21 protein-coding genes and 1 tRNA gene are annotated in these 26,990 nt (G+C 68.5%); 13 read left to right on the forward strand and 9 right to left on the reverse strand.

The window, feature by feature from the left end; all coding sequences use genetic code 11:
• Positions 1–5: 5 nt before the first annotated feature.
• Both HHX35_RS06970 and HHX35_RS06975 read right to left on the reverse strand, forming a co-directional pair.
• Positions 6–683, reverse strand: a complete 678-nt coding sequence (locus HHX35_RS06970) for a DedA family protein (RefSeq protein WP_182898054.1) — start codon at positions 681–683, stop codon at positions 6–8.
• 113 nt (positions 684–796) lie between these two features.
• Positions 797–1,681 carry a neutral zinc metallopeptidase gene (locus tag HHX35_RS06975; protein WP_182898055.1) on the reverse strand — a complete coding sequence of 295 codons (885 nt, stop codon included), beginning with the start codon at positions 1,679–1,681 and terminating at the stop codon, positions 797–799.
• A gap of 391 nt (positions 1,682–2,072) precedes the next feature.
• Here HHX35_RS06975 and HHX35_RS44530 point away from each other — a divergent pair, with 391 nt between their 5' ends.
• The 5 genes from HHX35_RS44530 to HHX35_RS07000 all read left to right on the forward strand — a co-directional run bounded on the left by HHX35_RS44530 (position 2,073) and on the right by HHX35_RS07000 (position 9,355).
• Positions 2,073–5,993 carry a metallophosphoesterase gene (locus HHX35_RS44530; protein ID WP_182898056.1) on the forward strand — a complete coding sequence of 1,307 codons (3,921 nt, stop codon included), beginning with the start codon at positions 2,073–2,075 and terminating at the stop codon, positions 5,991–5,993.
• A gap of 127 nt (positions 5,994–6,120) precedes the next feature.
• Positions 6,121–7,245: a HupE/UreJ family protein gene (locus HHX35_RS06985; RefSeq protein ID WP_182898057.1), complete on the forward strand. Its 1,125-nt coding sequence runs from the start codon at positions 6,121–6,123 to the stop codon at positions 7,243–7,245.
• A gap of 98 nt (positions 7,246–7,343) precedes the next feature.
• Positions 7,344–7,940: a methyltransferase domain-containing protein gene (locus tag HHX35_RS06990; RefSeq protein ID WP_182898058.1), complete on the forward strand. Its 597-nt coding sequence runs from the start codon at positions 7,344–7,346 to the stop codon at positions 7,938–7,940.
• A gap of 110 nt (positions 7,941–8,050) precedes the next feature.
• Positions 8,051–8,911, forward strand: a complete 861-nt coding sequence (locus tag HHX35_RS06995) for a TIGR03619 family F420-dependent LLM class oxidoreductase (RefSeq protein ID WP_182898059.1) — start codon at positions 8,051–8,053, stop codon at positions 8,909–8,911.
• An 84-nt stretch (positions 8,912–8,995) separates the two neighbouring features.
• Complete coding sequence (locus HHX35_RS07000; RefSeq protein ID WP_182898060.1) at positions 8,996–9,355, forward strand: hypothetical protein; 360 nt, start codon at positions 8,996–8,998, stop codon at positions 9,353–9,355.
• A gap of 7 nt (positions 9,356–9,362) precedes the next feature.
• Here the strand turns inward: HHX35_RS07000 and HHX35_RS07005 are convergent, their stop codons facing one another.
• On the reverse strand, positions 9,363–10,811 hold the full coding sequence (locus tag HHX35_RS07005; RefSeq protein WP_182898061.1) for an MFS transporter: 1,449 nt from the start codon (positions 10,809–10,811) through the stop codon (positions 9,363–9,365).
• Between the two features lie 140 nt (positions 10,812–10,951).
• Between HHX35_RS07005 and HHX35_RS07010 the strand changes: the two genes are divergently transcribed.
• From HHX35_RS07010 to HHX35_RS07020, 3 genes are all read left to right on the forward strand, one after another.
• Positions 10,952–11,557, forward strand: a complete 606-nt coding sequence (locus HHX35_RS07010; RefSeq protein ID WP_182898062.1) for a TetR/AcrR family transcriptional regulator — start codon at positions 10,952–10,954, stop codon at positions 11,555–11,557.
• Between the two features lie 257 nt (positions 11,558–11,814).
• The gene (locus HHX35_RS44535) at positions 11,815–12,414 is read left to right on the forward strand and encodes a sugar O-acetyltransferase (RefSeq protein ID WP_220505099.1); all 600 of its coding nucleotides are present in this window, start codon (positions 11,815–11,817) and stop codon (positions 12,412–12,414) included.
• Between the two features lie 175 nt (positions 12,415–12,589).
• Entirely contained in the window at positions 12,590–13,456 is an 867-nt protein-coding gene (locus HHX35_RS07020) for a DUF6745 domain-containing protein (RefSeq protein ID WP_220505100.1), read from the forward strand.
• Positions 13,457–13,826: 370 nt separating this feature from the next.
• On the opposite strand, the gene HHX35_RS07025 is transcribed toward HHX35_RS07020, so the two are convergent.
• The gene (locus HHX35_RS07025; RefSeq protein ID WP_182898063.1) at positions 13,827–15,161 is read right to left on the reverse strand and encodes a hypothetical protein; all 1,335 of its coding nucleotides are present in this window, start codon (positions 15,159–15,161) and stop codon (positions 13,827–13,829) included.
• Positions 15,162–15,214: 53 nt separating this feature from the next.
• On the opposite strand from HHX35_RS07025, the gene HHX35_RS07030 reads away from it, so the two are divergent.
• Positions 15,215–16,081 (forward strand): hypothetical protein, encoded by an 867-nt coding sequence (locus HHX35_RS07030; protein ID WP_182898064.1) that lies wholly within the window; start codon positions 15,215–15,217, stop codon positions 16,079–16,081.
• Positions 16,082–16,247: 166 nt separating this feature from the next.
• Positions 16,248–16,718 (forward strand): hypothetical protein, encoded by a 471-nt coding sequence (locus HHX35_RS07035; protein ID WP_182898065.1) that lies wholly within the window; start codon positions 16,248–16,250, stop codon positions 16,716–16,718.
• 412 nt (positions 16,719–17,130) lie between these two features.
• On the opposite strand, the gene HHX35_RS07040 is transcribed toward HHX35_RS07035, so the two are convergent.
• Positions 17,131–18,069 (reverse strand): MerR family transcriptional regulator, encoded by a 939-nt coding sequence (locus HHX35_RS07040; RefSeq protein WP_182898066.1) that lies wholly within the window; start codon positions 18,067–18,069, stop codon positions 17,131–17,133.
• An 809-nt stretch (positions 18,070–18,878) separates the two neighbouring features.
• On the opposite strand from HHX35_RS07040, the gene HHX35_RS07045 reads away from it, so the two are divergent.
• Entirely contained in the window at positions 18,879–20,342 is a 1,464-nt protein-coding gene (locus HHX35_RS07045) for an RICIN domain-containing protein (RefSeq protein WP_220505101.1), read from the forward strand.
• Positions 20,343–20,483: 141 nt separating this feature from the next.
• Positions 20,484–21,005, forward strand: coding sequence for an ATP-binding protein (locus tag HHX35_RS07050; RefSeq protein WP_182898067.1), 522 nt, complete (start codon positions 20,484–20,486; stop codon positions 21,003–21,005).
• 282 nt (positions 21,006–21,287) lie between these two features.
• Here HHX35_RS07050 and HHX35_RS07055 read toward each other — a convergent pair whose 3' ends face one another.
• The 3 genes from HHX35_RS07055 to HHX35_RS07065 all read right to left on the reverse strand — a co-directional run bounded on the left by HHX35_RS07055 (position 21,288) and on the right by HHX35_RS07065 (position 24,086).
• Positions 21,288–22,430, reverse strand: a complete 1,143-nt coding sequence (locus HHX35_RS07055; RefSeq protein WP_182898068.1) for a serine hydrolase — start codon at positions 22,428–22,430, stop codon at positions 21,288–21,290.
• 611 nt (positions 22,431–23,041) lie between these two features.
• Positions 23,042–23,118: transfer RNA gene (locus HHX35_RS07060), tRNA-Pro, on the reverse strand.
• A gap of 35 nt (positions 23,119–23,153) precedes the next feature.
• A complete protein-coding gene (locus HHX35_RS07065; protein WP_139573988.1) occupies positions 23,154–24,086 on the reverse strand; it encodes a metallophosphoesterase in 933 nt (310 codons plus the stop codon).
• A gap of 80 nt (positions 24,087–24,166) precedes the next feature.
• Here HHX35_RS07065 and HHX35_RS07070 point away from each other — a divergent pair, with 80 nt between their 5' ends.
• Entirely contained in the window at positions 24,167–24,622 is a 456-nt protein-coding gene (locus HHX35_RS07070) for a GatB/YqeY domain-containing protein (RefSeq protein ID WP_182898069.1), read from the forward strand.
• 142 nt (positions 24,623–24,764) lie between these two features.
• Here the strand turns inward: HHX35_RS07070 and HHX35_RS07075 are convergent, their stop codons facing one another.
• The gene (locus HHX35_RS07075; RefSeq protein ID WP_310738935.1) at positions 24,765–26,900 is read right to left on the reverse strand and encodes a transglycosylase domain-containing protein; all 2,136 of its coding nucleotides are present in this window, start codon (positions 26,898–26,900) and stop codon (positions 24,765–24,767) included.
• Positions 26,901–26,990: the final 90 nt, after the last annotated feature.

The raw sequence follows: 26,990 nt of genomic DNA on the forward strand, positions 1-26,990 counted from the left end.
GCGGTCTACCTCTTCACCGGGCGGCCGGAGGGCGTTGCCCTGGCGTACTCCGCCCTGGCACACTCCGCGACCGGCGTTCGCGACCGGGTCAGCCGGTGGACGCCCAGGCCGGCGGCGGCCAGCGCGACCAGGCCGGCCGCGGCCAGGAGGCCGACCCGCCCGGAGACCTGCTCCACCAGCTCGTACGAACTCCCCGCGGCGTACCCGAGCCCGACGGTGCCCGCCCCCCAGGCCAGCCCGCCGGGCACCTCGAAGGCGAGGAATCTCGTGTACGGCAGGCGTCCCATACCGGCCAGCATGGGGACCAGGGCGCGCAGCAGACCGACCCAGCGGCCGAAGAGGACGGCCCATCCGCCGCGCCGCCGCAGGTAGTCCTCGGTGCGGTCCCACCGCTCCGCGCTCACCCGGCGGCCCAGCCGGCTGTCGCGCACGCGAGGCCCCAGCCGCCTGCCGATCCGGTAGCTGATCGAATCCCCGGCGACCGCGCCCACGCCGGCCACGACCATCATGAGAGGCAGGCTCACATGCCCCGTGTAGGCGAGGAAACCGGCCATCAGCAGGGTGAGCTCACCCGGCACCACGAGGCCGACGAGCGCCGCCGTCTCCGCGCAGGCCATCAGCCCGACCACCAGGTAGGCCCACGGGCCCGCCACCGCTATGAACTGGTGCAGCCCCTGCGTCATCGGATGCCCCCCGCCGTCGCGATGACTGTCTCCCCACAATGCACGTCACAAGGGGAACGCCAGTAGCTCGCGGCGGGAAAACCTCAGTAAGCGTCCAGCCCACAGGGAAAACGTCAGACAGTGCCGGAGAACGTGTCACACCGGGCAGGAGAGCCCGTCTTGTATCCCGTGGTGAACCACTTCACCCGCTGCTGGGAGCTCCCGTGCGTCCACCCCTCGGGGTCCACTCTGCCCTGGGTGCGCTCCTGGATCCTGTCGTCGCCCACCGCCGCCGCCGCGTCCAGGGCCTCCTGGATGTCCGCCGCGGTGAACGGGCTCTCGTAGAACCCCGTGTCCACCGCGTTCTTCGCCCACACTCCCGCGTAGCAGTCCGCCTGAAGCTCAAGCCGTACGGAGGCGCTGTCCGCCCCCTGGCTGTCGCCGCCGACCCGCCGGGTGGTGCCGAGGAGGTTCTGCACGTGGTGGCCGTACTCGTGACCGATCACGTACGCCTGGGCGAAGGGCCCGCCCTTGGCGCCGAATTTGCTCTCCAGCTCCTTGAAGAAGCCGAGGTCGAGGTAGACCCGGCTGTCGGCCGGGCAGTAGAAGGGGCCGACGGCGGAGCTCGCCTGGCCGCAGCCGGTGCTCACGGCGTTGGTGAACAGGACGGTCCGCGCGTTGCGGTACGGCTGCTTGCCCCGCTCGGCGAAGGCGTCCCGCCAGTATTTCTGGACGCTGTTGACCACACCCACCACGCGGCACTTCTCCGACTGGTCCGCGTCGCTGCCCTTCTTGCATCGGGACGTCAGATCCGAGGCCGGGTGCGCGCCCGTGGACCCGCCGGACGAGGAGCTTCCACCGCTGAGGAGATCGGCCGGGTTGACGCCCAGGACCAGGGCGACGACCAGGGCGACGACACCGACGACGCCCCCGCCGATCGCGAGCCCGCCGCCCGGGAACCCTCCTCCGCCCTCCTCCACCTGTGACGCGTCGAGATCCACGTCGTCGCGGAAGTCCATCGAGCCCGCCTTCCTGTCCCGGGGCCTGCCACGCCCTATGATCCCCGACGGCCGCCGCTCGCTCATCCGGTGCCCCGCCGACAGAAGTGCCCTTTTTGGACATTGAGGGATGAATGCGCACGAAGTTCGCCACTGTGTTGCGCTTTGCGGAATTGCGGGCGTTGTGACCTAGTCGTTCCTAATTCGTGACAGATGACCAGAATGAGGCGATAGTTCGTCTTTGCTTCAGTCTCTTCACGCACGTCGTTCACTCGCGAGATCCACTGTGACCGCTCGAGACCGCGCCGCTTTATCGGCGCTTTATGCACCGTGATGGAAGGGACTGCACCTGATGCAGCCAATGGCAGCCAGAAAGCTGCTGGGAGGCTTGAGGAGGCGAGGTCGTCTCGCCGTGGCCGTCGTGATCGCCCTGGTCGCGACGCTGCTCATCAGCGGCGTTGTGACGGCGGCGCACGCCGACCCGGACCCGGCGACAGCGGGTCATGGACGCCCAAGCCCGACGCCGACCGGTTCCCCCACCCCGCCCGCCCTCAGCCCCGCCGGTGGCTCGTACATCGAGGGCATGGTCAAGGTCACGGCGGCTCCGGCCGCGGCCGGTGACAGCGTCACCGAGCTCGCCGTCGACGGCGCCGCTCTGAACGCCACCCGTACGGTGGGCGTGTCGAGGCTCCGTTTCGACGTCGGCTCGAACTCGACGGAGGCGCGATACCACAACTACGTGCTCGTCAACGGCGTCTACCGGAGCGACATCGGCGACCTCGTGAACGAGCGGGCGACCATCGAGATCCCGAACGAACACCTCGTCAAGGGCGAGAACACCGTCGAGATCTTCGCCGGGACGATCCAGAGCTCGTGCGGCACCAACTACGACGACTTCGTCCTGTCCGACGTGGGTCTCGAACTGCTCGGTGAGGTCGCGGACGGGGAGGACAACCCCTACACCCTGTCGTTCGGCGACGGCAACTGCGGCTCGAACACCGCGCTGCTCAAGCAGGCCACGCTGAAGTTCTTCGTCAAGGGCGACCCGCAGGGCACCACGGGTCTCGCCACGGACCTGGACACCACGACGCTGGCGAACGGCGAGCACGCCATCACCGCCAAGGCCGCGTCCGGGGCCACGGTCAAGCACACCGTGACCGTGAACAACGCCCCGGCCGGGGCGCCCCGGCTGCTGCCCACGGACGGCACGCTGGTGGCGCGCACCACGCAGATCTACGCGAACGTGCCCGCCGCCGGTGCGGGCGGCGTCTCGTCCCTCACCGTCGACGGCGCGGAACCCGCCACGAAGGCCACCCTGGGCAACGGCGCGGCGACCTTCAGCTTCGACGTGGGCACGGACTCGATCGACGACAAGTACGACGACTTCCTGCTCGTCAACGGCAAACGCATCGACCTGGGCGGCACCTGGGCGGGCCGGCGCGTCACCGTCGCCGTTCCCGCCCGGTTCCTGGTACCCGGCGACAACACGGTCAAGGTCGTGACCGGCGACTGGAAGGCGTCCTGCGGCGCCGACCGCGACGACTTCACCATCGCGAACCTCGACCTCGCCCTCGACGGCGCCACCGTGACGGGTCACGACGTCAAGCCGTCCTACGATCTGGGCGACGGCACCTGCGGCAGCAGCCAGACCGCCCTCCGCGAGGTCGAACTGCGCTACACGATCGACGCCCCGGGGGTGCACGTCGTCCGGACGCTCGGCTCGGGCGACGCGACCCTCAGCTTCACCGTGGGCACCAACTCGATCGAGGCGCGCTACCAGAACTACCTGCTCGTGAACGGGCGGAAGGTCGTGCTCGACGGCGACTTCGTGAGCCGGCGGGTCGACTTCACCTTCCCGAACGAGTACCTCGTGCCCGGCTGGAACACGATCGACTTCGTGACCGGCACCTATCCCACGTCATGTGGCAACAACCGCGACGACTTCGCGATCTCGAACATCGCCCTCACCCCGGTGCGGGGCACGGCGGCCGGTCAGACGCTCAAGAGCTCCTACAGCATGGGCGACGGCAACTGCGGCGACAACGTGAACCTGCTGACCGAGATCGACCTCGAGTTCCTCGTGGACGCCCCCGCCGCCGGCCTGAGCGCGGATCTCGACACCACCGCGATCAAGGACGGCAAGCACACCGTCGCCGCCACCTCGACCACGGGCGAGACCGCCACCCGTACGCTGATCACCGACAACTCGGCCCCCAAGGTCGCCACGAGCGTCCCCGCCGCGGGCGAGAAGATCACCGCCTCCGTCGTGCTGGACGTCAAGCTGGAGGACGCCTCCGGCGTTGTGTCCGGGCCGGACGTCACGCTCGACGGGCAGGCGATCGCGCTGGGCGCCCAGGTGGGCCCCGGACTGCGGCCCGGTTCGCACACCCTCGCCGTGACCGCCGCGGACTCGCTCGGCAACACCGCCACCAGGGAGGTCTCGTTCGAGTCCGCCGGCATCCCGGACGCCCCCGCCGAGCTCACCCCGGCGTCCGGAGCCGTCGACGTGTCGGGCTCCGTCACGCTCTCGGCGAAGGTCGCCGAGCCCGGCGGAGGCCAGGTCAAGGCGACGTTCTCCGAAGCCGACATCCTGACCCCGAACCAGGCGTTCCAGGGTGTGGCCGAGACCGTCCCCACGACTCTGGAGGTGCCCGGAGAGAAGAAGGTCAAGGCCGCCGGGCTGGAGCCCGCCGACGGCGCGACACTTGACGCGCCCGCCGGCCGGGACGTCACCTACCAGCGGTACGACATCCAGGTGAAGGGTCACGTGGACGCCCCGGTCCTGCGCTGGGAGGGCGTCATCGACCCCGAGCGCCTGGTCTCGCTGCGAGCGTGGAACACCAAGACCCGGGCGTGGGATCTGCTGACGAGCTCCCGCGGCGCCGCCGAGGGCCAGACCGCGCTCACCGCCGTCGTCGGCGACCGGTACGTCGACGGGCAGCAGGTCCACGTGATGGTGACGGGCGAGGACCCGTTCGCCGACGACATCGACCCCGGTGACCCGAACGGCTTCGCCGACCCCTCCACGTACGACTTCTCAATCGTCCACTTCACCGACACGCAGTATCTGTCGGAGGGCGCGGTGGAGCAGGAGACCGCCGAAGAGCGCGCGGTGTGGGAGTCCGCGTACGCCGGGATCGTCAACTGGATCAAGGACAACAAGGACCCGCGCAAGATCTCTTACGTCGCGCACACCGGCGACCTCATCGAGAACAACATCCGCAAGCCCGCGGACGAGGCCACACAGCGACAGGTCGTCGGCGAGTTCGAGGTGTCGTCCAAGCAGCAGAGCGTCCTGGACGAGGCGAAGATCCCGAACGGCGTGATCGCGGGCAACCACGACAACCAGTCGGGCACCGAGGACGGGCCGGGGGCGATCTACAACAAGTACTACGGCCCCGGCCGCTACCAGTCGGCGGCGCAGGGCTGGCAGCACGCCGAGTACGGCGGGCCGTGGAAGGACGGCGACAACCAGAACCACTACGACCTGTTCTCGGCCGGCGGGCTGGACTTCGTCGTGGTCGGCCTGTCGTACGGCGTCACGCGGGAGGAGGCCGAGTGGGCCGACTCCGTCTTCAAGCGGTTCCCCGACCGCAACGGCATCCTGCTCTCGCACGACTACCTCGTGCCGAGCACCAACCCGGACGGGCGCGGCGCGGGATTCTCGGCGCCGGACGGCTCGATGCTCTACAAGACGGTGGTCGAGAAGAACCCGAACGTCTTCCTCATCCTCGCCGGGCACGAGCACGGCGTGGCCACCAACGTGAAGCCGAAGGTCGGTCAGGTCGGCAGGGGCGTCGTCGAACTGCTGGCGGACTACCAGTTCTACACGGTCTCGGCCGACCGCCTCGGGCTCACCCAGGTGGGCGGATACAACCCGGACGACCAGCTTCAGTTCGGCGCGAGCTTCTTCCGGCTGCTGCAGTTCAACGTCAAGCGGGCCGAGCTGACCGTGGACACCTACTCCCCGCTGCTGAACGACTTCGGCGCGGGCGAGTTCGACCCGTTGCGCCGTTACGACGGCCGCGAGGACAACATGGTGCTGCCGGTCGATCTCACCACCCGTACGACGAGCTTCACGACCGACTCGCTGGCGATCTACGAGCCCACCCGGGTCGTCGGCACGAGCACGGTCCCGTCGGGTCAGGTGGCCTCGGTGACCTGGAAGCGTCTCAAGGGCGACACGGCCTACGCCTGGTTCGTCACCGCACGCTCCACCGGCGGCGGCGTGACCGCCTCCGAGCCGAGCGTCTTCGTCACGAAGGACGAGCACGGCCGCCCCGGTAAGTGGGGACCGGACTCGCCCCTCTACCGCTGGTTCCAGCGTAGGTAACCGTCATCGCCGCCCCGGACCCCCGCGTCGACGCGGAGCGTCCGGGGCGGCCTTTCCCCTCGAACTCGGACCCCCTCGAATCCCGGACCCCCGAAACCCGGACCTCCTCAAACCTGGAGAACGAGACATGTCTCGCAGGCTGTCCGCCGCCGTCCTCGCTCTCGCCTTCGCCCTCGGCGGGCTGACGGCGTTCTCCGCTCCGGCAGCGGCGCACAACGCGACCACCAAGGCGCACGCCACGGTGACCGGAGCGGGCGCGGATGTCAGAGTCGTGCTCGACCTGGAGTACGACCTCCTCATGAAGTCGGCCTGGCTGTACGCGGAGGCGTACGACGCGAAGGAGCGGGCCGAGCAGCTCCGCCAGCTCAAGAAGAACCACGCCGCCGTCGTCGACTACGTCACGCGCCGCTTCGCCGTGGCGTACGGCGACACGCCCTGCCCGCCCACGCCGGTGGGCGACGCGGGCGTGCGCGACCGCGACAACGTGGCCCATGCGGTGCTGACTCTCGACTACCACTGCGCGGGCGACGGCGGGGGAGGACACGCGATCTCAAGCGCGCTCTTCCCCGACGCCGAGAGCTTCGTGCACAGCACGGAGACGATCGTCGGCTACACGCTCGACGGCACGACGGGTTCCGCGGTCCTGACCGCCGGGAACCCGACGCTGCGGGTCGGCGAGCACCGGGCCTCGCACCAGATCGGGGAGTTCTTCCTGCTCGGCGCCGAGCACCTGCTGTCCGGACTCGACCACATCTTCTTCCTGCTCGCCCTGCTCATCGGCGCCCGCCGCCTGCGGGACGTCGTCGTCACGGCCTCCGCGTTCACGGCCGCCCACAGCATCACGTTCCTCCTGGCGGCGCTGGGGATCGTGGACGTTCCTGCGGGGATCGTCGAGCCGGTCATCGCGGTGTCGATCATCGTCGTGGCCGTCGCCAACCTCCTGGGCCGCGACGAGGACAAACTGGGCAGGTGGCGGCTGCCGATCGTCTTCGCCTTCGGCCTGGTGCACGGGCTCGGCTTCGCGGGCGCGCTGGACATCGACGAGAAGGGATCGTGGGAGCTGCTCCTGTCGCTGCTGAGCTTCAACGTCGGCATCGAGGCGACCCAGCTGCTGATCATCGCGGTGCTCTTCCCGCTGCTGGTGCTGCTGCGCCGTACGTCCGCGGTGCGCTGGGCGACCGCCGCCATGTCGGTCCCCATCGTGGCGGTCGGCCTCTACTGGTGCGTCGACCGGATCACGTCGCCACTTTGACGTCCGGCCGGGCGGCGAACGGCCGCTCGGCTTCGTGACGAGGCCGGCACCGTGGTCGAATCGTTCCTCCACCTCCTTCCGCTGAGGAGACGAAGACCATGAACGATCGATCCCTTGAGGAGACCAGGGAGTTCTTCGCCGCGAGGGCGGCCACCTGGGAGGAGAAGTATCCCGACGACGGCCCGGCCTTCGCCGCCGCGATCGCCGAGATGGCCCTGCCGGCCGGGGGCCTGGTCCTCGACGCCGGATGTGGAACCGGCCGTGCGTTCCCCCTGCTGCGGGACGCGGTCGGGGCCGCCGGGCACGTGGTGGGCGTGGACGTCACCCCGGAGATGATCCGGTCGGCCCGCGAACGGGGACGGGGTGAGTCCGGCCGGCTGGTGATCGCCGACGTCGGGCGGCTTCCGTTCCGCGATGGTGTGGCCGACGGCGTGCTGGCCTCCGGGCTGATCTCCCACGTTCTCCAGCCGGCGGCCGTGCTGTCCGAGCTGGCCCGGGTGACCCGCCCCGGCGGGAGGCTGGCGCTGTTCCACCCCGTGGGCCGTGCGGTGCTCGCGGCACGGCGTGGCCGCACCCTGACCCCCGGCGACATACGGGCCGAGCACAACCTCCGTCCCCTGCTGGACGCCGCCGGCTGGACCCTGCTCGACTACGACGACACCGATGAGCGCTATCTGGCGCTGGCCTGCAGATGAGAGACCGATGACGCGGTGACGTCTGTCCGGCCGGAGGCGGCTCCGCCCTTGCCTTGACGTCTACGACAAGGTTCTAGCGTGATCGCGAACACCGGCCCGAGGAGCCCCCGATGAAATTCGCGATCGCCTACTCCACCGCCGACGGACTCGACCCCGACCGGCTGGTGGCCTATGCCCGCCATGCCGAGGATTGCGGCTTCGAGGGGCTATATCTGCCGGAGCACATCGTGCTGTATCCCGGCGCCGCGGTCGGTCCCTTCGAGATCCCGCCGGCGCTGCCCTATCCCGATCCGCTCGACTGCCTGGGCTTCGTCGCGGCGGCCACGCGACGCCTCCTGCTCGGCACGGCCGTGCTGCTGCTGCCGTACCACCACCCGGTGGTCCTGGCCAAGCGCCTCGCGACCATCGACGTGCTGTCCAAAGGGCGGATGCGGCTGCTGACCGTGGGGCTCGGCACCCTGCCCGGCGAGGCCGGAGCGGCGGGGGTCGACTTCGGCACCCGTGGACGCCGCGCCGACGAGGCCATCGACGTGCTGCGGCTGCTGTGGGAGGGGGACGAGAAAGGCGTCAGCTTCACCGGCGAGTTCTTCGGTTTCGACGACGTGTGCAGCTATCCCAAGCCCTATGGCGTCACCCACCTGCCGATCCACGTGGGCGGGTCGAGCCGGGCCGCCGCGCGCCGGGCCGGACGGCGCGGCGACGGCTACTTCCCGGGCGGCGCGCTCACCCCGGAGGAACGCGCCGTCCAGTGGGAACTGGCCCGCACCGCGGCCGCCGAGGTCGGTCGCGATCCCGATGCGCTGGAGTACACGCGCTGGGGGTCGATCGACATGTCCCCCGAACGCGTCGAGACGTACGCCGCGCAGGGCGTGACCCGCATCGTGGTCAGCCCCTCGTCCACGGAACCGGAGCGGCAGCGGGACGAGATGTCCGCGTTCGCCGAGCGGTTCGCCCTCCCCCGTATCGGCTGACGCCTGGCTCGTGCGATGTCCGGCATCACTCGCGCGTGACGCGGCGCTCGCGGCCACCTGCGTGAGGAACGGTACATTGCGCGCGTGTCCTCCACTTCGCGGCCTGACGATCGCCTCGCGTCCGTGTTCCGGTTCGCCACCGAGCTGGTCGCCTGGATCGCGACCCCGTGGGCCGTCGCCTCGCGGTCCGTGCCGCTGGCGGTGCTGTCGGTCGTAGTGCTGATCGGGCTGCCGACGCTGTTGTCCACGCCGGGGGACAAGCGGAACGTGATCGTCGCGGTGCCCGGGCCGGTGACCATCGCGCTGGTCCTTGTGCAGCTCGCGGCGGCGGTGGTGGCGGCGTGGGTCGCCTGGCCCGCGTTCGCCGCCGTGCCGGTGACCGTGCTGGCCGCGATCACCGTGGTGCTCGAACTGCCCCGCTGGCGGTGGCTCGCCCTCCGGTGAGGGGTCGTCAGGCGTGCGCGGGGTCGCGTCGTGTGCGCAGGAAGGCCGCGGCGAGGAGGACGCCGAGCAGGACGAGGACGGCGTTGACGGCGATGGCGGCGGTGACACCGTGCAGGATCGCCCCGGCGGACGCCACGCCCCCGGCCGTGGCGGTGGCGATCGCGGACATGATCGGGGTCCCCATGGTGATGCCGACCTGCTGGGACATCGAAGCCAGGCCGGTGGCCAGGCCCTGCTCGTGGTCGGGGAGGCCGGTGGTGGCGGTGACCATGAAGCCGACGATGACGAGCATGTTGCCCACGCCGCCCAGGAAGGTGGCGGGCAGCAGCAGTCCCATCGAGGCCGGCGTGTCGCCCAGGAAGATCAGGACGGCGGTGAAGACGGCCTGAAGCAGCCCGCCGCCGATCAGGACGGCCGCTGTGGAAGTGCGGGCGATCGCCTTGGGAGCGAGTATGCCGCCGGTCACGGTCCCGGCTCCCAGAACGCCGAAGGAGAGCCCGGCGGCGAGGGCCGAGAAGCCGAGGGTCTTCTGCATGTACAGGGTGAGCAGGTACACCAGGGACGTCTCGGTGACGAAGGCGAGCAGCCCGAGCACATTGCCCCAGGCCACGGTGCGCTTGCGCAGTACGCGCACCGGGACCAGGGGCTGGGCGGCCCTGCGCTCGACGAGATAGAAGACGACCAGCAGGACCGCCCCTGCCAGCAGGCCCGTCAGGGCGAGGGGCTCCCTCCAGCCGTGTTCGCCGGCGCGCGTCAGGCCGTAGACGACGCCGAGCAGCCCGAGGGTGACCGACAGCGCGCCGGGCAGATCGACCTTGGGACGGGCGGCGGGGCGCGACTCGGCGATGACGGCGGGGGCGACGAGGAGCACGGCCAGGGCGACGGGGACGTTGATGAGGAAGGCCCAGCGCCAGGACAGCAGGTCGGTGAGCACGCCGCCGAGGACCGCGCCGGTGGTGAACCCGGCGGACATGAGCGCACCGTTGAGGCCCAGGGCCTTCTGGCGCAGGGGGCCTTCGGGGAAGGACGTGGTGAGCAGGGCGAGCCCGGCCGGGGTGGCGGCGGCGGTGGCGAGCCCTTGGGCGATGCGGGCGATGAGGAGGACCGCGGGGCTCGGGGCGAGCCCGCCCGCGAGCGAGGCCGCGCCCAGGAGCGCGAGGCTGCCGAGGAAGATCCGCTTGCGGCCGATCAAGTCGCCGATGCGGCCGAAGAAAAGAGTGAAGCCGGCCGCGCACAGCGCGAAGGCGGTGGCGATCCACTGCAGATCGGCCAGGGGGAACCCGAGGTCGTCGCCGATCGCGGGCAGTGCCACGTTCAGGATCGAGAAGTCGACGGCCAGCATGAACTGGGCGACCAGCAGCACCGCGAGGATGACCTTCAGGCGGCCGGTCAGGCGCCGCGGTGGCGCATCGTGAGTGGCGGCCGCGGCCACCGGCGGGGATTTCGTGGTGGACATGACAGGGACGTCCCTTCGAGCATGGAGGCAGTACGGTCTTAACGGTTCTCGCGTCCCGTTAAACTGATGAGGACACTAGCACTCCATGCCGCCTTAAGGGAACTGTCGTCCCGATAGTGGCCTTGTGGGAAGGAGCCTTCATGGCAGCCACTCCACCGCCCGGTGCCGTCCGCCCAGGTGGACGCACCGCTCGCGTCCGCGAGGCCGTCCTTGAAGCCGCCGCCGACACGCTGGCCGAAAGGGGCTTCGACGGGCTCGACCTCGGCGAGATCGCGCGTATCGCGGGAGTCGGGAAGACCACCCTCTATCGCCGCTGGGGCACGCCCGGCGCGCTCGCCGCCGACCTTCTCCACGACATGGCCGAACGATCCCTGCCCCGGTCGCGCAACGGCGACATCGACCAGGATCTGCGCGACAACGCCCGCCTGGTCCTCAAAACCCTCACCGATCCCCGCCAGGGGCGGCTGTTCAAGGCGCTGATCGCCGCCTCACTCTGCAACGACCAGGCGGCGCAGGCGTTGCGCCGCTTCTACGCCGTACGCATCGACGAATGGGCCGGCTGTGTCACCGACGCGATCGAACGAGGCGAACTGCCCTCCGGCACCGACCCGCGCCGGGTGATCGCCGCCGTCTCCGCACCCCTGTACTACGCCCTGCTCAACACCGGGGAACCTCTGGACGAGACCGCGGCGGATCGGGCCGCGGCGGCGGCTCTGGCGGCGGCCCGCGCGGGCGCCCTCACCTGACGCCTGCCAGTGAGAGGCGACAGCCCGCCGTTGGCGCTGTGCGACGCTCACGCCACGTTGCACGGCGCTGCCCGGGTTTCCACGCCGGCGCTCGCGCGAACGCTACGGATCATGCTCTCCACACGAGAGGTCCCATCGGCGTCGGTCGCAGGTTCCGCGACACTTGGTCCTCGACGAGTACCGATTCGGCGTCTGCGCGGCCCAGGCTCGAGATCGGTCGCGCAGCCGACGAAGACCGAACGCCGCAGGAGACAACCGTGAGCATCGAGGCACAGCGCGCCCACATCCTCACCGGGCAGATGTACAACGACCTGACCGACGAACTGGTCGCCGCCCGACAGCGCGCCGTGCTGCTCACCAACGCCTACAACGACAGCTTCGGCGCTCCCCAGGCCCAGCGTGAGGCCCTCCTACGTGACCTGCTCGGCCACGTCGGCCCCGGCGCGCACTTCGAGCCCACCTTCCGGTGCGAGTTCGGCTACAACATCAGCGTCGGCGCCGGCTTCTACGCCAACTTCGACGCCGTCATGCTCGACGGCGCACGAATCACGATCGGCGACAACGTTCTGCTCGGGCCGCGCGTGAGCATCTACACCTCCAACCACGCCATCGATCCTGACGAGCGCGTCGCCGGGGCCTGCTACGCCAGGCCCGTGACCATCGGCGACGGCGTGTGGATCGGGGGCGGGGTCACCATCAACCCCGGCGTGACCATCGGCGACGGCGCGATCGTCGGCTCCGGGGCCGTCGTGACCCGAGACGTCCCCGCACGCGTCATCGCCGCCGGTAACCCCGCCCGGGTCCTGCGCGAGATCACCGAGCGGGATGCCACCGGCTGGCGCCCCGACGCCCTGTAGGCGCGCGGCCGGGAATTCACCGCCAAGGACGCCGGCGCGGAGCAGAATGGCCTGGCGATAACGGCGACAGCAGCGGCGGTTGGGGCGGGGATCGGCCGGGGTTGCGCACACCGTGGAGCGCAGGCCATCATCGAGGCATGATCTCCAACCGAAAGGGCGGCGACGCCCACGCGCGTTGACCGCGCCCACGCGGCGCTATGTCGCCGCTGAACCTGTGGCCGACGTCCGGAGCAAGAGCGCTCACGACCGGTGGCAGGAAGCTGTCAAGATCCGACAGGAGTGGCTGGACCACGGTCTGTCCACGCAGCCGGCCGACCGGCGGACCGTCGAGCACAGCCTGACCGTGATCTACGCGAGGATCTCTCGCCCGAAGCCCCGTTTTGAATGGGTGGACTCACCGGACAAGGCGATCCCGCTTGTCGCCGGTCTGCCCACTCTCGACCAGCTCTACGGGTGGATTCGGGATCCTCGTCCGCGCGGGACACCGCCACTGGCCAGTGATCTGGCCATGCTCGAGTCCCAGTTGCGCGGCGCACTCAGCGCGGGTGTCTCCCACGCCGACCCTGAGCTGTCCCCGACGCGGAGGGGTAAACGGGGCGAGCCTTGGCCCGAACTGCCACCGCTCAAGGCACTCGACGCCGGCGTTCCACTGGGTGTGGTGCTGCACCAAGGCATCCGCACCGCACTGCACCGGAGCCTCGCGCACGGATATCGCATGCCGATTCGTAACGCGCTGGCCGGCAGCGGGCCCGTACCGGCGTGTTGGTACGGGCAGCAGGACGCGGCGTGGGTCGCTTACTACGACGCCCTGCACCGGCTCGGACTGGCCTCCTACGGGCCGGACGAACTCGAACACCTCGGCCACTGGGCCGCACTGGTTCGCTCCTGCGGCTGGTGGTGGCCCGGCGAGGACGTGTGCATCGTGGTGGATCGGCCGGAACTGGTCCGCACCGAACCAGTTCCCGGAACCTGGCACGACGAGGTCCGGCTCCGGCTCGACGGTGTCCGATACCGCGACGGCTGGCACCCGCTGCCGGCATGACCCACGGGTCGGCCGGGACGAGGCAGATCGTCTCGTCCCGGCCCGCCCGAGGACAACCCGTCCGCTGGCGCTCGTCTCGACCTTCCCGGTCGTCTGCGCGCTTGTGAGCGGGGCCTGGTCACTCGGTAGGGCAGGAGAGCCGGTTCCGTGATCGGAACCGGGTTTCCTGCCGGCACTACCTGGTCGCGTTGGCGCAGGCCGGACTCCGGAACCGGAGTTCGTGCGCCCGGTGCTTGCACACGTTGTTTCCTGCCGGAATCCACGATGGACCGGACCCCTGTGGCGGGGTCCGGTCGATCGGTCAGAAATACCGGCCGCAGGGGACCTGGTCGATGACTCCGATCTCGTTCCGTTGGGACCGGGGCACAGTTCACAGTCGCGGGCTTGGAGTCGAGTTGGATCCGACTGCAGGCGTTGCGAGGCGCCGGTGCCGCTCACACCAGAGCAGGGCGGCCGAGATCAGGCAGGCGGCGGTGAACCACAACGGGGAGACGGTCGTCGGCCTCGAGAAGGTGGTGATCATCGCATACGGATCGAAGGCGTCCGAGCCGTAGAGGAGCCCCGGGCCGCCCCGGTCGGTCAGGGTCACGGCGGCGATCCCGCCGAGCGCGGTGAGGAACAGGCCGCTCATCGCCACCCAGAACACGGCCCGCCGCTGCAGGGCGACGAGCACCAGTACGGCCAGGCCGCCGATGCCCACGAACAGCTCCAAAGCGTGCCAGAACGCCGGGGAGACGGCGCCCACCACGTCACCCACGACAGGAGGCAGTCGCTCGATCGACACGTGCGGACTGATCCACGCCGGATGGCGGTTGGCCAGCGGCGGAAGGAGCAGGACCAGGCACGCGGCGAACCGGGCCGCCACCGTGAACGCCGCTCCACGATCGGTCGGCGGGACGTATGGCGCGAGCCCGCTGGGCGTGCCGACGAGTTCGTGGGCGGACCGGGCCAGCCAGATCACGATCAGAGCGTCGGCGGCCGACGTGGCCTCGTCGTAGACGTCGTGGAAATCACCGGCCCCGCTCAGCGGTATGCCCCCGATCAGGAGCGCGACCGGCACCAGCACGGAGGCGATGCCGTACCACACGGTCGTCCGCCCCCAGCGGCCGTCCCGCCACTGCGCCACGAGCACAAGCACGGACCACACCAGAGTCCCGGCGCCGGCGAACCCGCCGAGCGCCGCCGCCCGCTCCGCCGCGTGCCAGTCGAGCATGTCGAACACCTCGGTCGCCGCCAGGCTCACCTGGGCCAGCAGGCCGGCGGCCAGGGCGAGATCGGCGTGCCGTACGTTGCGGCGCAGCACCGGGTGGAACAGCACGACGACCGCCGCCATCACCAGCGTGTCGAGCACCACCGCCCACCACGGCCAGACCGGCATGACCGCGTAGAACACCCAGAATGCCACTGCCGCGTACAGAGTCCTTCGCAGCGGGCGCGTCTCGGGGTCGGCCGAGAGGGTCTTCCCGTACGGCAGGCCCCGCAGGCTCTGCCAGAGCGCCCAGGCCCACAGTCCGCCCGCCAGGACGAGGATGAGCACGTTCGGCCACGTGGCCGTGGCGTCCTCGTCCGCTTCGACGAACAGTGACAGCCGCCACAGGAAGCCGACGTCGCCACCGGTCCGCGCGACCACGGCGGCGACCACGAGCGCCGCCACATAGCCACCGGTCACGAACACGGCGGGAAGGACCGACCGATAACGGCGCACGCGTCACATCCAGGAGATCGAGCAGAGGGCGGGGCCGCTCACCCTAGCGCTTTGTGATCACAAATTCGATCAACGGTCAAACGGTCAAGGGCCTGATCATGTCTCTAGTGATCAGGCCCTTGATTCTCGAGTCGGGGTGGACGCGCACCCGGGTTTTCCCGGCCTTGCCCGGCGGTGGAGGGCATATTGCCTTTGTGACAACGGGCAGGTGTGTGAGGGACCTTCTGGCGGCAGGGATCGTCGAAGGCATCCTCGTCTGGGGTGCGGTTGGTGCGTGGACAGCCGCTACGGTCGGCAACTACCCCTGGAACGCCTGGGTCCCGATCGCCTACGGAGCCGGCAAAGGTGTCTTCCTCGGTCTGCTCGCCGGACTCGGTGCCGCCGCAGGGCTGACAAGGTGGGCGCGGCGCACTCCGAAGTCCATCGCCTTCGTCGGCGCCCTCGTCGGCGGCTCGATTCTGGGCACGATCAAAGACTTCAACGGCCCACCTGCACCTATGGTCTACTTCATGCCGCCGATGCCGGATGAGCGCTGGTACTGGTCCACCATGCTCATCCATTGGTCCGGCAAGATCATGGCGCCGGCTGTCCTTTGCGCCGTCAGCCTTGTCATGTTCGTCGGCCGCCTTATCCGGGAACCGTACCCGGCGAGGCTGTCCGTCGCGACTAACTCGATGCTCGCCCTGGCAGGGGTGGCGCTGCTACTCCTTCCGGAGATCGCCTCAAGCTTCGTTCCTGAGGTGCAGGGCAACGGGCAGCACGTGAACGAGGGAATCATCGCGGCCCTCTACTGCTGGGCGATGGCCATTCCCGTGATCGCCGTGGGCATCTGGCGACTCCTTCGCCGTTCTTCCTCCATCTCAGTATTTCCGCCCAGAGATGCCTCCGCTGGAGCGCTTGAGACTCGAACCCCTCATTGACGGATTACAGCCGACCGACGCCCTGGGCACATGGCCTCTGAATCGGGGGCAAATGTTCATCTGGCGCGTTGCCGTCGCCGGTTGCCGTCCGCCGCCGTCAGCAAGTAGTGAGTTGGTGCACGGCTCTTGCCAAGAAGTGTCATCGGCTGGGGTTACCGTCGCTGCCATGCGGATACCTGACCTGATCCCCATTTCCTACGAGCCCGATTACCACACCGACACCATCGGCACTCATGCTGGAGGCTTGTTCTTCGGAGGGGTGTGCAGGGGATGGCCGGTCGCGGCGTACGAAGAGGTAGGGGAGTGGCCCTGGCGTGATGAGCATGGTGAGCCGATGCCGGGGCCATGGTTCGCGATCCTTCATCTGTTCGACCACGATGGTCGGCACCTCAGCTCAGAGATCGGTCCGTTTGCGGACGGCGCCGAGGCAGATCAGGCGTTGCGACGGATGCTGGCCTGCTTGCAGGACGTCGAGTATGGGGACATCGCCGTTCGTCTCTTCCGTGTTGACGCCCACGACTGCGTGTTCGGTCTCATAGACGAGACGGACAGAGCCGAAGACGGCGACGGCTATGTCGAGTACTACCCCAACCAGATCGGGTTCTACGAGCCCTGGGATGGCTCCTACGACACCTGATCGCTTCTCGGCAGCCCTCGCCGGTGGGTAGCCCAAGATTCGCCGGGGTCACTCTGCCTGGGCGCGCTCTTCCGGGGGGTGACGAAGCTGCCCATGCCAGGCTCGGTGTGGATCAGGCCGTCTGCCCAGAGCGCCCGCATGACCTTCTGGCCGGTGGCGTTCGCGACGCCGAACTCACCTACGGCCCGCACTCGTGCTCGGCGATCACCTCGGGGCCGGAGTGCCCCCGCCGGAGGCGCATTCATGCTCAGCCCTCTTCTGCCCTGTACCGGAAGCCGGGGAGCGCGGCGGCCGGCGCGATCGGGGTCCGCGCGCGGGCCTGCTTCGAGCGCGGACTCCTGGTCGAGCGCGCCGGAGCCCACGCGGCATGACCTGGATGGTCGGGCCATGCCGCGTCCTGTTCGGCCTCGCGCTACCGCTCCACGTGGGCACGCAGAGCCTGGATGAACCAATCGAACACTGGGGCCAGACTCTCGGGGACCGGCCAGCCGTTGATCACGGCCAGCAGTTGCCAGTACCGCTCCACGCGGGGATCGTTGGCGGTCTCCAAGCGCGTCAGCAGCCAACGCTGCAGGTTGGCGTCGTCGGGGCGGCCGAAGACGTCCGCGTAGCGGGCCATGAGCGCTGTGATCACAGGGGCGGCCTGGGGCGAGGCCGGGGCGACACCGGCTGCCAGTGCCTGGCCGACCTGGTCGCGGACGGTGTCGGTGAGGTCATGGTGCAGGCCCGTGGTGTCGCCTTGAGCGCGTTCGGCCGCCTGGTACTCGGCCATCCGGCGTACGGAGGCGCGGAAGTCCGGCTCCTGGGAGAGCTCGGCGAGTTCGACCCAGGTCTCGACCTGCTCCGGCGTGGGGTCGTCGGGCAGGTCGGGCATAGCCGAGCGCATCATGGCCACCAGATCGGGGTTGGCGTCGAGACCACCGAAGGTGTCGTCGATGAAGTCGCTGATATGACGTCGGCGTTCGTCATCGGAGAGCTTGGCGAGCTTGTGCATCAGGTCCATCTCCTCAGGGGTGGAGCCACGCTTGGCTACCGCTCGCAGCACCGCACGCCGCAGTCGCAGGGTACGGATCTGCACCTCCAGTGCTTCGGCATGTGCTGCGGCGACCTCGGGCAGCGAGATCTCCCGGTTCAGGATCTGCCGGACGGCGGCAAGGTCGAGTCCCAGGTCGCGCAGCGTCCGCACGAGGTCCAGACGCGCGAGGGCATCGATGTCGTAGAGCCGGTAGCCAGCCGGGCTGCGGTCAGTCGGCGGCACGATTCCCGAGTCGGAGTAGAACCGTATGGTCTTGACCGTCAGCCCGGTCCGCCGAGCCAGATCGCCGATCGAGTAGAGCGTGTCGCCGTCCATACTCCGTACCCTCGCGTCTCCCCCTGCTGGAGACTCAAGCTCCTCTTCCCGGTCGCTGTTCCACTCCAGCGAATCGGCAAGCCGCATCCCGTCCACACGTCTTGACTATTCCTCCCAGGCGATCACCGGACTCGATGAGGTGATTCGGGCTGCGGATAGACGTGCGACTTCGAAAGGTGACCGACCTCACCGATCACTGGAGACTGCAGGAGCAACGGCCCCACTGCCCGGCGAAGCAGCTGCGGACACGCACGATGGTGCTGCCGTAGGTGCCCGAAGGGCCGCGGAGCGGTGGGCGACGGCGCGTGCGGTGGCGACGCGGCTGAACGCGCCGTCGGCCTCCACGCCGATCGGCCCGATCTCCTCCTCCAGGATCAGCGTCCCTCCGGGTGTCCAGCAGGGACGGCCCTCGGCCTGGTAGGCCGCGGCGCCCCCGGGCGGCAGGCGATCCTGTTCGTACCCTGCACCGACCGGGCCGCGATCGGAGAGCGGAACGTGTGGCCGGGGCGCGGTGGAGTTGCTTGGCACTATCGGGGCGTTGGCGTGACCAGGAAGTCTGCCTGAAATTTACAGCGGTGTCGGTCACGGACCAGCGGTTCGAGCAAGTCGTCTCCCTTTCTGTTGACGCACTCCCGCCTCCCCTCTAGCGTGAGGCCTCCGTGGGTGATCGGCAGTTATTTTGTTATCGCTAACAATGTGCACAAATGAAATTTCGACCCAGCCATTTAGATCTAGTGATGGGACATTTCATGGCACTGAGCATGGCGTCTGATGGTTGCTCATCAGGACCATCGCGGAGCATTCGGTCGTTGCGCCAATTGCTGATCGCCCTTGTGCTGACCGCGCTCACCGCAGTGGCAGCCCTCGTCCCCGCGCCATCGGCCAATGCCGCCACCAGCCAATTCCGAGGTATGAACTGGGCCGTGCTGGGTGACAACTTCAGCACCGGCACGCTCGTCGTGCAGGGCCTGAGCCAGTCCGACAGCAACGCGACAGTACGGGCCAAGGCCAACGCGCTCTACGACTACATGGAATACATCATGGGGGTCAACACCGTCCGGTTGCCTATCAACACCCACACTGTGGCCAACACGACCTGGTGGAACTCCTACCGCGGCGCCATCGACGCCGCCACCGACCGTGGATTCAAGGTCATCTTGGCCTATTGGGAGGACGGCGCAGCCTCCGGCGGCAGGATCACGAACCTCGCCGCGTGGAACTCGATGTGGTCCACCGTGACCAACACGTACGGCTCGAACAGCAACGTCTACTTCGAGCCGATGAACGAGCCGCACGGCTACTCATCGGCGGAATGGCGCGACGTAGCGGCGAATTGGCTCAGCACTCACACCTCGGCGGTGCCTGGCCGGGTACTCATCGGCGGTACCGGCTTCAGCCAGGACCTCCGGGACATCTGCAACGACAGCCGCTTCAACTCGACGCTGCTGTCCTTCCACTACTACGCCTTCTTCTACAGCGCGATGACCTACGACGCCTTCCGAAGCCACATTCAGACGCGTCTGGGCAACTGCGCCTCGCGCGCGGTCATGACCGAGTTCGGTGCGCCGATGAACGACGGCCGCAACTACGGCGACGCGAACAGCACCGACAACTTCGTGCGCTACCTCCGCGCCGTGGCCCAGGTCATGCGTGACAACCAGATGGGCGGCACCTACTGGCCCGCCCTCGGCGGCAAGCCGACCGACAACCTCGGCTACGACCACTACTCGATGTACGCCCTCGGCGGCAGCGGCACCAACCTCACCTTGACCATCCGCAACCAATCCGGCGCCGACCGGGTCCGCTACGGCTGGGGCGACACCGTCCGCGACTCCACCCCTTCGCCGCAGCCGGAAACGTTCTACAGGATCGACGCGCGCCACAGCGGCAAGGCCATGGACGTCCTACAGGCGAGCACCAGCAACGGTGCGCGCGTCGACCAGTACACCTACGGCGGCAACCCATGGCAGCAGTGGCAGTTCCAGGACGCCGGCAGCGGCTACTGGCGCCTCGTCAGCCGCCACAGCGGCAAGTGTCTTGATGTGGTGGGCGCTTCAACCGCCGACGGCGCCGAGCTCATCCAGTACACCTGTGGCACCGGCACCAATCAGCAGTTCCAGATGGTCGCCAACGGTGGCTACTTTCAGCTCCGGGCACGACACAGCGGCAAATGCGTGGACGTACCGTCCGCGTCGACCGCGGATGGCGTGATCCTCAAGCAGTATCCGTGCAACACCGGCACCAACCAGCAGTGGTCGCGCACGGCCGTCTGACGGTCGTCTCGACGTAACCGCGGATCCGCGGTACATCCCTCCCCGGTGCCGAGCTCGTGCTGTGCGTTCGGTGCCGGGGATCCGGATTGCGGCGTTGTGTGGTCCGTTCCCACGGCCCGCACAGCACTAGCATCGGGCTCCATGATCGTATGGCTTAACGGCACCCACGGCGCAGGCAAGACGACGACCGCTCCACTTGTGCAGCAACTGATCCCGAATTCACGGGTGTTCGACGCCGAGAAGGTAGGCGAGACACTCATGGACATCACGCCGGGGCTGCCGGCGACCGACAACTTCCAACACTGGCCGCCGTGGCGGCCACTCGTAGTCGAGACCGCCCGCCTCGTACTCGACTACACCGGCGGCACTCTGGTGATGCCCATGACTGTCCTGGTTGAGCAGTACTGGCGCGAAATCAGCATGGGCCTCACCCAACATGCCATCCCGGTACGACACTTCGTCCTCCACGCTGACCAAGACACCCTGCGTAGGCGCATCGAGGGGGACACTCTTCTTGGCCCCTCCCCCTTCCGTCTCAGATACCTTGAGCCCTACGCCGAGGCGGCCCGCGCGTGGCTACACGGCGAGGCCGAGGTCGTCGACACCACGCACCTGACACCGGCCCAGGTCGCACTGCAGATCGCAGAGGCCGTCAAAAGTTGAGGTTCGCCCCCACGCGAAGACTGTGCACCCCGGTGAACGTTTTCCGTCACAGCACGAGTAATCGTCAAGACCTGTGGATCAAGATCCTTCAAGCAGCGATGGATGACTGCGAGCATCGGCAGCACGCAGAATCGCCGTGGCGGATGCATTAAACCAGGATCTCCACCCGTCCCCGGCGAGCCTAATGACGAGGTTGGCCCGAAGGACCACTCAGACCCAGTCAGGCGGGCCAACCCACTCTTCATAACGCGATCCAGAGAAACGATCGTGCGGAGAACAGGTCTAGCCAGCGGCAGTCGCAGGGCAGAACACCGACGCGAGGGCTTGGTCGATACGCTGCGCCACAGCACCGCGCTCGGCGTCATCCATGGCCACCGTCACGGAAACCGCGAACTGCAGCCGCCCGTCCGGCGAGGTGTAGGTCGCGGCGACGAAGCCAGGGGCGCTGCCGCCACGTGGCTGGAAGGCCGGCTTGCCCATACACGGACCGCCCTGCGGCGGCGACGGCTGGCCGGGCACCGGATCGGTGATCACTTTGCGCAGGGAGTCCGGCAGCAGCTTGCCTTGGATGAACGCGCGTTGGAAGGCGCTGATGTCGTGCGCGGTGGAGATCACGCCGCCGGCGCCCAGCATGGTGGTGGCGTTGAGCTTGTCGGCGTCGAGCAGCTTGCCCGTCTCATCCTTCCTATAGCCGTGCCCATGCGGGCCCTTGATTCCCTCGGCGGCTTTGATCGGCAGGTAGGTGGCCCGCATGCCGAGCGGGGTGAAGATCCTCTGCTTGAGCTCGGTCGCCAGCGAATGCCCGGTCACCTTCTCGATGATCATGCCGAGCAGGATGTAGTTGGTGTTGGAGTAGTTGAAGGTCCCGATCTCCGATGGCCGTTGTTGCTTGCGCGAGGCGGCCAGCAAGTCGACGGGGCGATACGTGGTCGTGGAGCCGAGCGGGTCGATCTCGGGGGTGAGGAAGTCGGGGATGCCCGAGGAGAGCTGGATCAGGTTGCGTACCGTGATCTCGTCGGCCCGTTCCACTAGATCCTTCTCCGCCACCTCGGGGAGCACCTCGCTGAGCTTGTCGTCCAGTTTCAGCTTGCCGCTCTGGACGAGTTGCAGGGCCACGGTGGCGGTCATGTTCTTAGTCTGCGAACCGATCCGGTAGCGGGCGGTGGAGGGGATCACGCCGCCCCCGCCGTCGAGCAGCCGGGAGCCGGCCGATCCCTTCCCGACCCGCTTGCCGTTCACATACACCTCGCCGATGGCGCCCACCACGTGGCCTGACTTCACCAAGGCCTCCATCGCCTTCTGCACGTCCCCTACCTTGACCGGGGCGTTGTCCGTCGACGCGATGGCGGGCGCGGACACGCTCAGAGCCAACGCCGCGCATGCCGCCGAGACGACGCGTGCGCCTGCCGATTGACGCGAAACCATGAAGCGCTCCTCCTGGAAAGCCGAAGCTCCGATGTGAAGCTCCAGTCCTAGCCAGGGAGTTGCTACATAGGCATAAGTAACAACCCCTGAGAGGGGTGGGGGCGACGCCAAGACATGTAAGTCGCGCCGGACTCTCGCCCTGTCCAAGCGCTGCTTGGACGCGTTACAGCGGCAGAGGGAACAGCAGGAAAGGCAGCGGGAAGCCGCGGAAGAAGTGGCAGGAGAACAACCTCGTGTTCGCATCCAAGGTCGGGACCCCACTCGATCCCTCGCACGTACGGCGCGACTTCCGCAATGCCATCAAGGACGCCGCAGATGCTAGTGATCGGCAGCGTAGCGAGTGGTGCTCCTACGGCAGTGGCGTGTCGGAGAAAGGTAATAGCGTTGTCTGGCAGGCGATTCAGTCGCTAGAAGAGGCGAGATCAACGATCTTTGGCCGAAGAAGTTAGCTGGAGATCCCAGGCCAAGCGGGCTGGCACCGTCGGGCACCCGAGCCTGTAGTCCCTCCCCATGGGGAGAGATCTCCCCGCAGGCTAGTCACTCAATTACTCACTCAGGAACGCAGAAGGCCGGTTCCGATCTTCGGAACCGGCCTCTCAGCTGGTACTACATGGTCGGGGTGGCGGGATTTGAACCCACGGCCTCTTCGTCCCGAACGAAGCGCGCTGCCAAGCTGCGCTACACCCCGGTCGCTTGGACTTTTCGTCCTGCGCCTCGGCAAGTCTAGCGGACTTTGCGGCTGCTTGTGTCATCCGGCACGACGGGGCGGCGGGGGACGAGCGTCAGCAGGGTCGCCTCGGGCGGGCAGGCGAAGCGCGCGGGTGCGTACGGCGAGGTGCCGAGTCCGGCGGAGACGTGCAGCCAGGAGCTCTCGTGCCTGCTCAGCCCCTTGACGCGGGCGCGGTCGATGCCGCAGTTGGTCACCAGGGCACCGTAGAACGGAATGCACAGCTGCCCGCCGTGGGTGTGCCCGGCCAGCAGCAGTTGATACCCGTCCTGGGCGAACCGCGACATGTTGCGTGGCTCGGGCGAGTGCATGACGCCGAGCCGCAGGTCGGCGTCCACGGGAGTCTGGCCTTCGATCTCGTCGTACCGGTCCCGGTCGATGTGGGAGTCGTGGATGCCGCCCACATGGACGTCGAGGTCGGCCACCTTGAGGCGGGCCGTCGCGTTGTTCATGTCCAGCCAGCCGGCCTCCCGCATCGCGGCGCCCAGCTCGGCCCACGGCAGCGTCGGCACGTGCTGCCGGGAGTCTCCCTTGGACGTACGCCACAAATAGCGGGCGGGGTTCTTCGGCCGGGGGGCGTAGAGGTCGTTGGAGCCGTAGACGAACAGACCCGGCCGGTCGAGCAGCGGTTCCACGGCGTACATGTACGACTCGACCGCGTCGGGGTGCGCCAGCGTGTCGCCGGTGTTCACGACGAGGTCGGGGTCGAGGGAGGCCAGCGAACGCACCCAGTTGATCAGCCGGTGGCGCCGGGGCGTGAGGTGCAGGTCGGAGATCTGCAGGATCCGGACCGGCCGCTGGCCAGGAGCCAGGACGGGGACGTCGAACCGGCGCAGCCGGAACCAGTTTCGCTCGATCACCGAGGCGTAGCCGACACCGGCCACGCCGAGGCCGAGGATGGACAGGGGAATCGCGGCTGCTTTCCTCACACAGCCATGATGCCCGACGTACGGCCCGCCTCCCGCATAACCTGGCGAAGACGGGAGCCCGGGCACGGCAAGATGGACGCATGAGTGCGTTGAAGGACAAGCTGAAGGCCGACCTCGCGGCCTCGATGAAGGCTCGTGACGAGGTACGGCTCCGGACCATCCGGATGGCTCTGGCCGCCGTCAACGTCGAGGAGGTCGCCGGCAAGGAGGCCCGCGAGCTCTCCGACGACGAGGTGATCAAGGTGCTGACCCGCGAGGCCAAGAAACGCCGGGAGGCTTCCGAGGCGTTCGCGGGCGCCGGGCGGGCCGAGCAGGCCCAGGCGGAGCTGGACGAGCAGGCGGTCCTGGAGGAGTACCTCCCCGCCCAGCTGAGCGACGACGAGCTGAACGCGCTCGTCGACGAGGCGATCTCCGAGAGCGGCGCGCAGGGCCCCAAGGCCATGGGCCAGGTCATGAAGATCCTGAACCCGAAGGTCGCGGGCCGCGCCGAGGGCGGCCGGGTCGCTCAGGCCGTACGCGCCCGCCTGTCCGCCTGACGGCCGCGAGCGCCCGGCCGAGGCCGGAAACTCCGCCTCACGGCCGCGGGCGGCCGGCCTGGGAACGGGCGAGTGTCCGGCCGAGGCCGGAAACGCCGATGGGCCGCTCCTCGGCGAGAGGAGCGGCCCATCGGGAGAAGGATCACCCGAACGGGTCGAAGGGCGAGTCGCCGCCACCGGGGCCACCGCCGTTGCCACCGCCACGGCCGTTGCCGGGACCGCCGCCATGGCCGTTGCCGCGACCGTCGCCACCCGGACCGTCGCCGCCGCCGCGGTCGGACTTCGGCTTCGGCGGGGGAGCGCACTGGTGGGCGCAGCCGCCGAACCTCGACATGTCCGGCTTGACGAACGACGAGGCGTCGACGCCCTTGAGCGCCGACAGGAAGGTCGCCTTCCAGATCGGGCCCGGGATGCTGGCGCCGAAGACCGAGCCGTACGACCGGCCGCCGATGACGCGGTTGCTCAGCGGGTAGCGGACCGGGCCGCGCGGGTCGCCGAGGCTGACCGCACCCGCCAGGTCGGGGGTGAAACCGGCGAACCAGACGGTCCGGGAGACGTCGCCCGTACCGGTCTTGCCGGCCGCGTCCCTGCCGATGCCGCCGACACCGGACATGGTGCCCTTGGTGAACACGCCCGACAGGATGCTCGTGGCCGCGTCGGCGACCTCGGCCTCGACTGCCTGCTTGCACTTGGGCTTGAACGAGGTCACCTTGTTGAAGCGGTCGGTGATCTCGGTGATGGCCATCGGCGCGCAGTACTTGCCGCGGGCGCCCAGCGTCGCGTACGCCGTGGCGACGGTGACCGGGTCCATCTCGTTGAAACCGAGCGTGAACGGCTCGAACTCCTGGAGTTTGCCGCCGTCGGCGCGCTTGATGCCGAAGTCCTTGGCGGTCTTCACGACGTCGCAGAGGCCGACCTTCTGCTCAAGGGTGAGGAAGAAGGTGTTCACCGAGCCCCAGGTGCCGGTCTGCAGGGTCAGGAACCCGCCGTGGCCCTCCGCGTTGTGCAGCGGGGTCTTGATGTCGCCCACGGAGTTGCCCTTGCAGTCCTTGAACGCGGAGTAGCTGGGCGCCGTGTAGGTGCTGCCGACGTTGAAGCCGTCGTTGAACTTGTAGCCTTCCTTCAGCGCCGTCACCAGCGTGAACATCTTGAAGGTCGATCCGGCCTGGAAGCCCGTGCCGCCGCCGTGCAGGCCGTCCGCGACGACGTTGATCGACATCTCGTTCTTCTTCTTGCTGGTGCCGAACTTCCGGCTGGAGGCCATCGCCTTGATGGCTCCCGTGCCCGGCTCGACGAGTGCTTCGGAGGCGACCGGCTTGTCGCTCGGGAAGACGTACTTCTTGATGGCCTTCTCCGCGGACTTCTGCATCTTCCGGCTCAGCGTGGTCCTGATCGTCAGGCCGCCGCGGGCCAGGAAGTCCTGCCGGGCCTTCTGCGTCTTGCCGAACTGCGTGTCGTTGAGGATCTCGTTGCGCACGTACAGGCAGAAGTACGGGTAGTCGCTCTCCTCGCAGCCGCCGGGGATCTCCTTGTCCTTCCACCCCAGCTTCTTCTTCTTGGCCGCGTCGCGATCGGCCTCGGTGATGATCTTCAGCTCGGCCATGCGGTCGAGCACGACGTTGCGCCGGGTTAGCAGCCGGTCACGGAACTCCTTGCCCCGGTTGGGGTCGGTGGCGTTCGGGTCCTGGACGGCTCCCGCCAGGGTGGCGGCCTCGCTCAGGCTCAGCTCGGAGGCGTGCTTGCCGAAAAAGCGCTTGGACGCCGCCTCGATGCCGTACGCGCTGGCGCCGAAGTAGGCGATGTTGAGATAACGGTTGAGGATCTCGTCCTTGCTGTACTTCTGCTCGATCCCCATCGCGTAGCGGATCTCGTTGAGCTTGCGCCCCACGGTCGGCGCGACGGCGGCGGCCTTCTCCTCGTCGGTCTCCGCCTTGTTGTACAGGACCTGCTTCACGTACTGCTGGGTGATGGACGAGCCGCCCTGCGTCACCCCGCCCGTGGTGATGTTCCTGACCAGGGCGCGGGTGGTGCCCTCGACGTCGAGCGGGCCGTGCTCGTAGAAGCGGAAGTCCTCGATCGCCACGATCGCCTTGCGCATGATCGGCGCGATGCGGTCCATCGGGACCGATTCCCGGTTCTCGAAGTAGAACTGGGCGATCTGCTTGCCGTCCGCGTCGAGCAGGACCGTCTTCTCGGGCAGCGGCGGTTCGTCGAGCTTCGCCGGCTTGAGGCTCAGGGTGTCGATGCTCGACTTGACCGTCACGCCGGCCCCGCCCACGGCGGGTAGTGCAATGGCCGCCGCAAGCACTCCCGCGACGCCCGCGGCGCCGATGAGGCGCAGGCCCGCACCTGTCCGGGATGCCAGAGT

This window comes from Microbispora sp. H10830, from assembly GCF_014161375.1.
In the GTDB taxonomy this organism is placed as follows: domain Bacteria; phylum Actinomycetota; class Actinomycetes; order Streptosporangiales; family Streptosporangiaceae; genus Microbispora; species Microbispora catharanthi.